This is a genomic window from Bartonella queenslandensis AUST/NH15, assembly GCF_000312585.1.
Taxonomy (GTDB): Bacteria; Pseudomonadota; Alphaproteobacteria; order Rhizobiales; family Rhizobiaceae; genus Bartonella; species Bartonella queenslandensis_A.
The window spans coordinates 195,962-207,166 of record NZ_HE998013.1 but is presented as its reverse complement, the minus strand read 5'-3'; the positions used below and the strand labels follow the sequence as shown (position 1 = coordinate 207,166).

The window sequence follows — 11,205 nt, the reverse complement described above, 5'->3', positions numbered from 1 at the left end:
TTTGTGATAATGCCATGGTTTATGGAAAAGCCTTTATTTTTATAGAGGCAAAAATTTATGACAATGCCAAGGTTTATCATAGTGCTTATGTGAAAGGCTTTGTTTATGGCAATGCAAAAGTATCAGGGTCCGCTAGTATATATGATGATGCTCATATTTTTGATCAAGCAAGAGTTTATGGCAAAGCAATTGTTTGTAAAGATGTCAAGATTTATGGCAATGCACGTGTTTATGAGAATGCGCAAATTTATGAAAAAGTAGAAATCTATGATGATGCATGTGTTTCTAATAGATCTATTATTGCTGAAGGTGTAAAAATTTATGGCAATGCCGTTCTTAGGGAAAAGAAAATATTTCGTGAGGATGTTTGTAGTAATGATGCCATTAGTAAAAAAGCAGCATAAATAACGAGGCGGGGGCTGCTTTGTAGCAGAAAAGAAAGCCATGTCATTTGCGTGATGTGGCTTTATGTTTATCACAAGATAAAAACATAATTTTATATGTTAAAAAACAATAATATCCTTTTGAAATAATTGAAAAAATAAACAAATTATGCTAAGATTTTTCACATATTTAAATACAAATTTAAGGTAAGTAAAAACATGCTAAACAAAGTGACATTAATCGGACGCCTTGGTGCTGATCCCGAAAGCAAAACAATGAATTCTGGAGCTGAAATAGTCAATTTTCATATGGTAACTTCTGAAAGCTATACCGATAAAAAGACCCATCAAAAAGTAGATAAAACTGAATGGCATTCCATTGTGGTTTTTAATCCACATTTGGCAAAAATTGCTCTTCAATATTTACGCAAAGGTTCAAAGGTTTATGTTGAGGGTCAATTACAAACCCGTAAATGGCAAGATCAAAGTGGTCATGACCGTTACAGTACAGAGATTGTTTTAAAGGCTTTTCATGGTGAGATTATACTTTTAGAAAAGTCGGGACAAAGCAATTTAGGTGTGGAAAATAATCAGCAGGTAGGGGGCACTTATTCCGCAATGGTACACACTTCATCACATGGTTCTTTTGAGAATGAAATCCCATTTTAAAGTGATTGGAATGGGAAAAGATATGAAAACAAAAGCATGTTCAAAAGCAGCGAAATTACGTGCCAAGAGGAAGAAGAGAAGAATAAAACTTGAAGACAATCGACGACAGCAGGGTGAACAATCTTCAAGAGCAAAAGGTTCATCGGATAAAATAGCTCTTGAAGCAAGGGCGAGATTAATGGGTTTAAGTCTTGAACAGGCAAGAGACCCACGGTCCGCTACCAATTTAGGCAGGTTGGTTCTCTTAAACGAAAAGGAACCAGGCAAGGGCATTACACCTGATCAATATGACGCTATCGTAAAATACCTTCACGTGGTGAATGAATATAAGCAAGCACTCCTTTCACCGGGAGCTGAATGGGAAAAAGGAGTCATTTTACTGAATGATAATGGTGGATATGAGAAATGGTATCAGCGAGCAGTTCAGCGTTATGATGATGTCAATAAAGCACTTGTAGAGGGGCAAAGAGATAATCCTCATGCAAACTTCGAGATCATTATAAAGCATGTGATCTTACGTGATATTGCTATGTCTCATTACATGGTCGATTTACGTCTTTTATGTGATATTCTCTATAGACATTTCAATCCACAAAAGATCAATGCAACAGGGGAAAAAGCTTATATATGGCGGTCATTATCGCATATGTAGGTTGAGGAAGAAAAAGAGCGAAAAACATTTAAATTAGCGATTTTTCGTGCAAAATATGATGAATAATATTATATAAATAATATGATCATATCAAAAAATTATATTAATGGAATAATAATATGCTAGGGAAATCTCTATTCATCGCTGATCCTCGTGTTAGGGAATTAGTTGAACAAGTAAAGAATGAGAACGGTTTTAAAAGTTTGCGTGATACCGTCGAAAAAGGAATGTTGCTTTTACAAGAGCAAAAACGGAACGAGCCCTCTATAGACGATAAAATAAAAGCGATACAAAAAAGATTTAGAACGAGAGTCAGAAAAAATAACCCCCATTGGAGCGAAGAAGAGAAGAAGGTTTTTTTTGATGATTTGAGTGGGGGAGCATGATGTTTATTGATGCTTCAGCAATTATAGCAATTATTAACGAAGAACCAGAAGCCGCATTCTTTAATGAAAAACTAAAATCAGCCAAGAAAATTTATTCATCTGCTATGGCAAAATTTGAGGCAGTATCGGGGCTTTGTATGTTCAATACACCGAAGGGTAAGCCAATATCACAAACAACGCTCAAAGAAAGTAGGCTTGCTGTGCATGAGTTTTTCATGGCATATAGAATTTCTATGATCACTTTATCTGAAAATGAAGCTGAGAAGGCTCTTGATGCAAAGCAAAAATTTGGCAAGGGAACAGGACAAAAAGCACAATTAAACATGGGAGATTGTTTTGCATATGCCTGCGCTGTCAACTATAAATTGCCTTTATTGTTCAAAGGAAATGACTTTATTCATACGGATATTCGTAGGGCTTAATTTTTTTCTTGATTTTGCGAAAAACTTTAATTAAAATGCGATTAATCATACGGGAGAGCTGCGTCTAAAATTACAGCAGAGAATTCTTCGTCAACTCCTTTTATGAAATTGACATGATTTGTTAAATTGACATGATGATTTAGAGCCCTGCGTTTTGCGGGGTTTTTTGTTATTTGGAGAAAGTATTGGATGACAGCAGAAAATACAAAACAGGCTCCACAATCCAAAAAAACGCCACCAAGAGCAGGTCAGGGACGTGTTAAAGGCGTGCCGAATAAGAATACACGTCTTTTGAAAGAGGCAATCATTAAAGCAGCAGAGCGTGCTGGTAAAAAATATGGTAATGATGGTTTGATTTCTTATTTAGAAAAACAGGCAGTGAGATGCCCAACGGCTTATTTAGCGTTGCTTGGAAAGGTATTGCCCTTGCAAGTGACTGGTGAAGGTGGTGGCGGGCTTCATATTGTTGTTGAAACGGGCAAGCCTGAAATATTAGGTCATGAAGAGATTGCGGGTTAGGCTTGATTACACGCCCAGACGGTGGCAGAGAGAGTGTCATCTAAGGCTCAAGCGGTTCAATGTTATTGCCTTGCATAGACGCGGAGGAAAATCCGAATTCTCTCTCATTGAGCTTTGCGATAGTGCGATGAGATGTACAAAGGAGATGCCGTTTTTTGCTTATGTAGCTCCTTACCGCAACCAGGCTAAGACCATTGTGTGGCGGCGGTTAAAGCGTAAGCTTTTGCCTCTTATAGAGCTGAATGCTGTCGAGATTGGTGAATCAGAGCTCAAAATTACTTTTAAGCATAACCATGCAGAAATCCGCTTATTTGGGGCTGATAATCCTGACGCCATGCGTGGTTTACGGCTAGATGGTTGTGTGATTGATGAAGTAGCGCAGATCAAGCCAGAAGTTTGGAGTGAGATTATACAGCCGGCTTTATCTGACCGCTTGGGATGGGCCTTATTTATTGGGACGCCGAAGGGTATTAATCTGTTCAGCGAATTGTTTTACGGTGCACAAGGAGAGAAAGATTGGTTTAGAGCTTCCTATACGGTGAATGATACGCAGACCATTGATCCCGAGGAAGTCAAACGGCTGCAGGCAGACATGTCAGAGAAGGCTTTTGCGCGTGAATATCTTTGTGATTTTGAAGCCGCAAGCGATGATCAGTTAATCAGTATGACAGATATTGAGGGAGCCACAAGCCGTCGCTATGGTGAGCATGATGTTCTTTATGCTCCAAAGATCATAGGAGTTGACCCTGCTCGTTTTGGAAATGACAGAAGTGTTATTTTTAAACGCCAAGGTGTGCAAGCTTTTGAGCCTCTCGTTTTCCATGGGCTGAATAATATGGAATTAGCAAGCCGTGTGGCTCATGTTATGCAAGAATGGCAGGCTGATGCGGTATTCATTGACAGTGGTGGTGGAGCAGGGGTTATTGACCGTTTACGACAGCTTGGTCATGACGTAATTGAGGTGTCTTTTGGAGGCAAAGCAAGCACAAGTCGATACGTGAATAAGCGTACTGAAATCTGGTGTGCTATGAAGGAGTGGCTCTGTGGTGGTGGCGCAATACCCAATCGCTCAGGACTAAAACAAGAATTAGCAACGCCTGTTTATTGGTTTAATGCCAATGGGCAAGTTTGTTTAGAGTCAAAAGAAGAGATCAAAAAGAGGCTCAGTGGTGGCGCTTCACCCGATGAGGCGGACGCACTCGCTTTAACCTTTTCTCACCCTGTCGTAAGCCGCCATGACATGGATATGCGTAATCTTCAAAGAAGACAGCGCAAGGAATACAACCCTTATGAACGCAATAACCAGTGGTGAAGAATGAACGACTTAGCAAAGTTGATAGAGACAAAACTTGAAGTCATTGAAGATAGCGGAGAAATCATTGCTCCGGTGAGCCTTACAGAGCCCTGTGAACATGATCTCAATGTCATGCGAGAATTTGAACAGGCGGTTCAGAATTGTTCTGAAGAGGAACAGATTTACACTGATACGCACCATACTTTGCATGGAGGGGTTTACAGCCGGACAGTCTTTGTGAAGAAGGGATCTCTTTTTACCACAGCTCTTGTTAAGAAACCGACAACATTAATTATCCATGGCAATATCAACATATTCGTGGGTGGTAAAGTGGTTCATTTAAAGGGGCATAGAGTGATCATGGGGTTGGCAAACCGCAAAAGCGTTATTTATGCCGTGGAAGACAGTTATGGAACGCTTGCTTATGCCACAAAAGCAAAAACCGTTGAAGAAGCAGAGAGAGAATTAACCGATGATCTTCTGAATTCATCTTTAGCAAATTCGGATAATAAGATCCTCATCACAGATCAATCTTAATTATAGGAGAATGTCATGTCATTAATCGCTGTAGGTATTGCTGCAAGTGTAGGAACTACGATTTGGGGAATGAGTCAAGCAGAGAAGGTTAAAGAACAAAATAGGAAAGCGTTAGAGAGCCAACAACGTGCTCAGGAACAAATGAGGATAGACGCAGAAAAGCAGCGGCAAATGAGTCAGGCAGAATTGAATAAGGCAAACCGTAAGAATGCCGATAAGAAAGCCCTTCTGGATAAAGCAAGAAAGGGTGCCTCTTCTTCTACCATGCTTACGGGCGCAAAGGGGATTAATTTTGATGAGCTTAGTCTTGGGAAAAACACTCTGTTGGGACAGTAAATGATGCAAGAGGATAGTGTTCAAGAGACACGAAAGGTTAAGCCACCCGAACGTGCTAAACTTTTGTCACGCCATAAACAACTTAAAAGTGAGCGTGCCTCTTGGGTTCCTCATTGGCAAGAAATATCCGAGAGCCTTTTGCCACGCAGTGGGCGTTTTTTCGTGAGTGATCGAAACAAAGGGCAAAAAAAGCACAACCGCATTTATGATAATTCAGCGATACATGCTCTCTCTATTCTTGGTGCAGGTATGATGAGTGGGGCAACCTCGCCTGCAAGACAATGGTTTCGGCTTGGGACTTCAGATCCTGAATTAAACACTTACCAACCGGTCAAAGTGTGGCTGGATAATGTGGCAAAGCTGATGCAGCGTGTGTTTACGAAATCAAACACTTACAGCACTCTACACACAATGTATGAGGAATTAGGCGCCTTTGGGACGTCAGCAACGCTGACATTGCATGATTTTCATAATATCATTCATCATTATCCTATCCCCATTGGGGAATATGCTCTTGCAACGGATTATAAGGGCAAGGTGAATACGCTTTACCGCGAATTTCAAAAGACTGTTGGAGAGATTGTCGGTGAGTTTGGCTATAAAAATTGTAGTCAATCGGTTCAAAAATTATACGACCGTGGCAGCCTTGACGAATGGATTACCCTCATTCATGCTGTAGAGCCTAGAGCTGATAGAGATTCTTCTAAGCGTGATGCGCTCAATATGCCTTTTGGGAGCTATTATTTTGAAGCAGGAGGGAGTGGGAATAAATATTTAAGGGAAGGGGGATTTAAGTATTTTCCAGCACTTGCACCGCGTTGGAAATTGCAAAGCGGTGATATTTATGGACACAGTCCAGCCATGGAATGTTTAGGGGATATTCATCAGCTCCAGCATGAGCAATATAATAAGGCTCTTGGAATTGATCTAGCCAATAAAATGCCCTTGCAAGTTCCCCCAAGTTTAAAAAATCATGAAGTGGATACACTTCCAGGAGGCATTACCTTTGCTGATCAATCTACGGGAGGTATTCGTCCACTCTATGAAACGCGCTTGGATATGAATTATCTCTTAATGGATATTCAAGATGTGCGACAGCGCATTCGTTCCTCTTTCTATGCCGATTTATTTTTGATGCTTTCTCAGGCGGATAATACGCGTATGACAGCCACAGAAGTCGCTGAGCGCCATGAAGAAAAGTTGTTAATGCTTGGTCCTGTTTTAGAGCGTTTACATAATGAGCTTTTGAGCCCTTTGATTGATGTGACTTTTGCCAAAATGGTAGAAGGTGAAATTTTGCCTCCAGCGCCGCAAGAAATCCAAGGAATGGATTTAAGCGTTGAGTTTATTTCCATGCTTGCGCAAGCACAGCGCGCTATTGGGACAAACAGTATTGACCGTTTTGTGAGCAGTCTTGGCATGGTGGCGCAAATGAAACCGGAAGTCGTGGATAAATTTGACGGAGATAATTGGGTTGATGCCTATAGCGATATGCTTGGTGTTGATCCTCGTTTGATTGTGGCAAATGATCAAGTTGCTCTCATTCGTCAACAACGAGCACAAGCCCAAGAACAGCAACAACAGTTGGAAGAGGAAGAGCAGAAGGCGAATATTGCTCAGAAATTGGCGCAATCGCCTACGGGAGAGGGTGGGCAAAATGCTCTTATGGATGTCTTAAACCAGTTTAGTGGTTATAATTCCCCTTCACCTTTAGAAAGATAATCGATGCAAAATTTTGATCCCTTAGACTTGCAGTCGCGCACTGCACGTGAGGAAGACCTGCGTGAAAAAATGAGGCAAAGCCGCTTGAAAGAGTGTGCTGAAATCAAGTGGTTAATGCAGGAAGAAATGGGGCGTGCCATTGTTTGGCGCCTGCTTAACAATGCAGGCATTTATCGCTCTTCTTATAGTGAAAATGCACTTGCTATGGCGTTTAGTGAGGGCAAAAGAGAAATGGGACTTCGTTTGCTAGACAGCCTTACCCGTGAATGCCCTGAACTTTACCAAACCATGATAAAGGAGAATACAAAGAATGTCTGATGAACAAGCACATGCCGAGGCTGTAACAGGGCAGCAAACTATGCCTCAGGAAGAGGTTACTGATAAGCTTTATGACAATATGGGTGAACCAGAAATACCATTGAGTAAACCAGAACAAGAGCAGCAAGAGCCACAAAAAAAGGGGGAGGGAGAGACAAAAAATGAAAGGAAGAGCCAAGAAAATGAAGCTGATCAAAAATCTTCTGAAATTCTTGGTGCACCTGAAAACTATAGCTTTAAAGAATTTGAAGGCGCAGATTTTGATCCCGTTATCGAGAATGGATTAAAGGAGGCGGCAAGAGAACTTAATCTTTCTCAAGCCGCTCTGGATAAGTTTATGGATAAAATGGTGCCCCTGGCCCTTCAAAGACAAAAAGAGCGCATGGAGGTATTTTCTCAAGAATTTGTCACAGCCTCAACCAATGATGAAGAGTTTGGTGGTGAGAAGTTACAAGAAAACCTTGCCATTGCTCAAAAAGCTATGGGGCAATTTGGCTCACCAGAATTGAAAGAGTTTTTAAACCAATCGAGGCTTGGCAACCACCCTGAACTTATCCGCGCTTTTTATCGGGTGGGTAAGAACATGAGCGAAGACGGCTATGTCGGGAGTTCTCAAGGGGCAGGGACGGGAAAGAAAACACTCCAAGACTTTGATAGCATGGCACGCGCCATTTACGACAACAACTAATCTTAACTTTGAAGGAAATCTATGATGGAACCAGAAACAACCTCTTTGCCAAATTCTAACCTTACTCTTGTCGATTGGTCTAAGCGACAGGATCCTGATGGTAAGATTCCCATTATTGTGAATCTCTTATCTCAAACCAATGAAATTTTGCAGGATGCCGTTTATAAAGAGGGGAATTTACCCACCGGCGAACGCGTTGTTGTTCGCACAGGGTTACCGACAGTTTATTGGCGTGCTCTTAATAAAGGGATTCCCTCCAGTAAATCAACCACAGCGCAAGTTGATGAGGCTTGTGGCATGTTGGAAGCGCGCTCAAGCGTGGATAAAGATTTAGCAATCCTGAATGGAAATGCCTCACAATTCCGTTTATCAGAAGATACGGCTTTTTTGGAGTCGATGAATCAAGAACAAGTGCAGACGCTCTTTTATGGTAATCCAGCGACGAATCCGCAAAGCTTTCTTGGGCTTGCCCCCCGTTATAGCGATAAGAGTGCACCCAATGGAGCGAATATCCTAGATGCAGGCGGGCGTGGCTCAAACAATACTTCTGTCTATTTGGTGGTTTGGGGAGATCAGACAGTCTATTGCCATTTTCCAAAAGGCTCAAAAGCGGGGCTTATTCATGAAGATTTAGGGGAGATTGATATCTTTGATTTCGAGGGTGGAAAATATCGTGGTTATGAGACACGCTATCAATGGAAGAACGGTCTTGTTGTCAAGGATTGGCGCTATGTGGTGCGTATTGCCAATATCGATGTGAATGATTTGAAGGAGCAGAAGGGAACGCAAGCCCCTCGTGCCTCTACAGCATTGATCAATCTTTTATCTGATGCCGTTTATCATGTTCCCAATATCAGTTTTGGGCGTCCTGCTTTTTATATGAACAGATCTGTTCATAAAGGACTTGCTCGGGCGGGCTTGGAAAAGAGTCAAGCTGTTGTGACAATTGAAAAGGGGCTGACCCAATTTGGAAAGCCTCATTCATGGGTGGATTTCCTTGGCGTGCCATTGCGTCGTGCTGATGCGCTCTTAAACACTGAAGAAGTTGTGAAATAATGAAGGAGAAAAACAGAGATGATTACAGATGATTTTTTAACACTCAGCGAAGAACAGACGATAAAAGATACCACTTATTCGTATGGCAGCATTGACTTATCCACACAACGAGACATTGGAGAGGGAAAACCGCTTTACATGTATTTTTCAATTCCACAGTCCTTTAAAGGAGGAACAAGTGTGGAGTTTCAATTGGTTATTTCTGATAATGAGGGCTTTAAAACGGGCGAGACAGTGATTGGCACAACAGGTGCTATCGCAGTTGAAAAATTATCAGAAGGAAAGGCACTTTTCATAACCATTCCTCCTATTATTGGCTCAACAGGCAAGCGTTATCTTGGGGCGAAATATGTTGTTGAGGGGACGAATACAAGCGGAAAGGTGAGCGCCACTCTTGTTGAAACCGTCCAGGATGGAATGAAAGTCTACCCTGCGACCATGCAGAATATCTAGGGAGGATTTATGCCGATTTATAAGGCAAAGACAACATGTTTTGTTGGCAAAGCCGTTCGGCACAAAGGTGAAAGCTTTGAATATAATGGAGCGCAAAATGACCACCTTGAACGGGTGGCAGGAAGTGAGAGCACTCATTCACCACCAAAAGCTATGCCAGAAACGATTATGCCAGAGGCTGTGCCAGAGACTAAGCCAGAGGTTGTGACAAAGGTTGAGCAAGAAATTGTAGATACAAAGCAAGATCTTGAGCCAAACAAACGCCCTGGAAAACCACAAGCAAACAAAGCTTGAAACAAAAGGAGGTGGGTGGGACCGCTCCCGCCTGCTTTGGAAAGCAGCAACGTTTCTTAAAATTTTAACAAAACGCTCTCTGTGAGCAGGCAATGAAGACAGCTCTCTCCAAATTTGGATACACCTATTTAGAATTTTTTTCCTCAGTTTCTTCAATCATACCGTCAATAACGGTGCGCGTTAAAAGCAGCATGTAAAAAATATTCAGTGCGGCTATCCCAAAGAGAACGAAGCCTACCAAATTTGTTATATCAATGGAGTTTAGATCACCGCTATCAGGCCAGAGAGCTATGTATAATTCATCTCCATATTTGTGCACAATTAATGTGAAAAAAACAAATGATATGATTGAAAACATGCAGCAATAGCAACCAACACGCAGATAAGATTTCAGCATATGGGTGCCGCGTTGCTGTGACGTTTCATCTATGTATTCATGCAGATTTTTAAGGTAGGAGGAATTACGCAAAAAGGCAATAGTGGCTATATAAAAGATGAATGTAACAAAGAAAAACATCGCAAAAATTTGCAGTGTTGTGGCAGTTAGCGTTATCCCGAGAAAAGGTATAATAATAATAGACACTAGCGGAATTAAAAAAGAAATCAATATATGAATTGTCTTCACAACGCCCCCCGATTTTTTGGTTATGCAATTTTTTTAATTGAGTGAAACTTCAACAAATAAAGTATTCAAGTCATAACGTCCAGCAATAAAGTAAAGGACATCTTAACGGCACTTAAAATATTTTTCAAAATATTCATTGACAATATTCATTTATTATGATTCCTTAGGGCAAGTGCCTAAGAAACACTTTAGTGATAAGCGGATAGATTGCCGAAATGATCTTTCCCCGCGATAATTTTTGACTCTATGCACACTTTCGTGCATTAGTAATGCTTGCCGGGTGTGGTTACGCCATACAATACCCTTATGGGAAAAGCGTAACGACGGACTTATCACCGTGTTTCTTAGCACCCGGCAGCCTTTTGGTTGTCTTCATTAAGAAACATTAAATGATAAGGAGACCTTTCATGGTTAATCTCATTACAATATCAAAACAGACGATTGGGCAGGCAACTGTTCAAACAGTAAACGCGCGTGATCTGCATGCGTTCTTAGAAGTGAAAACTAGCTTTAAAGATTGGATGACTAGGCGTATCCAAGATTATAAATTTAAAGAAGGATATGACTTTTGCTCATTTTTGAGCGAAAGTTCAGGTGGACGTCCTTCTAAGGAATATCACCTTTCACTAGATATGGCAAAAGAGCTTTCCATGGTTGAGCGCAATGAGAAGGGCAAGCAAGCACGGCAATACTTCATTGAGTGTGAACGGCAAGCTAAGACTCCCGTTAACGTGCAGGAGATGTTAAATGACCCTAGTCATTTAAAGACACTGCTTTTGGATAATGTTGAAAAGGTTATTGCCTTAGAAAGCAAGGTGCAAGAGCAGGCGCCAAAGGTTAAGGCTTACGAA

At 41.2% G+C, this 11,205-nt stretch carries 17 protein-coding genes; 16 read left to right on the top strand and 1 reads right to left on the bottom strand.

What is annotated here, in order from left to right; translation table 11 throughout:
* The 15 genes from BN338_RS08945 to BN338_RS08875 form a co-directional block, all read left to right on the top strand.
* A partial coding sequence (locus BN338_RS08945; protein ID WP_482762595.1) for an LbetaH domain-containing protein occupies positions 1-404 on the top strand: 404 nt, incomplete at its 5' end.
* 198 nt (positions 405-602) lie between these two features.
* Complete coding sequence (gene ssb / locus BN338_RS08940) at positions 603-1,052, top strand: single-stranded DNA-binding protein (RefSeq protein WP_039761179.1); 450 nt, start codon at positions 603-605, stop codon at positions 1,050-1,052.
* A gap of 22 nt (positions 1,053-1,074) precedes the next feature.
* Positions 1,075-1,704 carry a hypothetical protein gene (locus tag BN338_RS08935; RefSeq protein WP_083868466.1) on the top strand — a complete coding sequence of 210 codons (630 nt, stop codon included), beginning with the start codon at positions 1,075-1,077 and terminating at the stop codon, positions 1,702-1,704.
* 119 nt (positions 1,705-1,823) lie between these two features.
* Complete coding sequence (locus tag BN338_RS08930) at positions 1,824-2,090, top strand: hypothetical protein (RefSeq protein ID WP_039761177.1); 267 nt, start codon at positions 1,824-1,826, stop codon at positions 2,088-2,090.
* On the top strand, positions 2,087-2,512 hold the full coding sequence (locus BN338_RS08925) for a type II toxin-antitoxin system VapC family toxin (protein ID WP_039761175.1): 426 nt from the start codon (positions 2,087-2,089) through the stop codon (positions 2,510-2,512). The genes BN338_RS08930 and BN338_RS08925 overlap by 4 nt, the downstream gene beginning before the upstream one ends.
* 189 nt (positions 2,513-2,701) lie before the next feature.
* Complete coding sequence (locus tag BN338_RS08920; RefSeq protein WP_039761173.1) at positions 2,702-3,031, top strand: hypothetical protein; 330 nt, start codon at positions 2,702-2,704, stop codon at positions 3,029-3,031.
* On the top strand, positions 3,012-4,343 hold the full coding sequence (locus BN338_RS08915) for a terminase large subunit domain-containing protein (protein WP_039761171.1): 1,332 nt from the start codon (positions 3,012-3,014) through the stop codon (positions 4,341-4,343). Before BN338_RS08920 ends, BN338_RS08915 begins: the two co-directional genes overlap by 20 nt.
* Before the next feature lie 3 nt (positions 4,344-4,346).
* Positions 4,347-4,862 (top strand): hypothetical protein, encoded by a 516-nt coding sequence (locus BN338_RS10890; protein WP_051018528.1) that lies wholly within the window; start codon positions 4,347-4,349, stop codon positions 4,860-4,862.
* A 15-nt stretch (positions 4,863-4,877) separates the two neighbouring features.
* Entirely contained in the window at positions 4,878-5,198 is a 321-nt protein-coding gene (locus BN338_RS08905; RefSeq protein ID WP_039761168.1) for a hypothetical protein, read from the top strand.
* A complete protein-coding gene (locus BN338_RS08900; protein ID WP_198003697.1) occupies positions 5,199-6,920 on the top strand; it encodes a portal protein in 1,722 nt (573 codons plus the stop codon).
* Positions 6,921-6,923: 3 nt separating this feature from the next.
* Positions 6,924-7,238: a Bbp19 family protein gene (locus BN338_RS08895; protein ID WP_051018527.1), complete on the top strand. Its 315-nt coding sequence runs from the start codon at positions 6,924-6,926 to the stop codon at positions 7,236-7,238.
* Positions 7,231-7,926, top strand: a complete 696-nt coding sequence (locus tag BN338_RS08890) for a hypothetical protein (protein WP_051018526.1) — start codon at positions 7,231-7,233, stop codon at positions 7,924-7,926. Before BN338_RS08895 ends, BN338_RS08890 begins: the two co-directional genes overlap by 8 nt.
* A 21-nt stretch (positions 7,927-7,947) precedes the next feature.
* Positions 7,948-8,982: a major capsid protein gene (locus tag BN338_RS08885; RefSeq protein ID WP_051018525.1), complete on the top strand. Its 1,035-nt coding sequence runs from the start codon at positions 7,948-7,950 to the stop codon at positions 8,980-8,982.
* An 18-nt stretch (positions 8,983-9,000) separates the two neighbouring features.
* The gene (locus BN338_RS08880; protein WP_039761162.1) at positions 9,001-9,435 is read left to right on the top strand and encodes a Bbp16 family capsid cement protein; all 435 of its coding nucleotides are present in this window, start codon (positions 9,001-9,003) and stop codon (positions 9,433-9,435) included.
* Positions 9,436-9,444: 9 nt separating this feature from the next.
* A complete protein-coding gene (locus BN338_RS08875) occupies positions 9,445-9,729 on the top strand; it encodes a hypothetical protein (RefSeq protein WP_039761158.1) in 285 nt (94 codons plus the stop codon).
* 124 nt (positions 9,730-9,853) lie between these two features.
* Here the strand turns inward: BN338_RS08875 and BN338_RS08870 are convergent, their stop codons facing one another.
* Positions 9,854-10,354, bottom strand: coding sequence for a hypothetical protein (locus BN338_RS08870; RefSeq protein WP_039761156.1), 501 nt, complete (start codon positions 10,352-10,354; stop codon positions 9,854-9,856).
* 407 nt (positions 10,355-10,761) lie between these two features.
* On the opposite strand from BN338_RS08870, the gene BN338_RS11310 reads away from it, so the two are divergent.
* The coding region (locus BN338_RS11310) for an antA/AntB antirepressor family protein (protein ID WP_039761154.1) at positions 10,762-11,205 on the top strand (444 nt) is incomplete at its 3' end.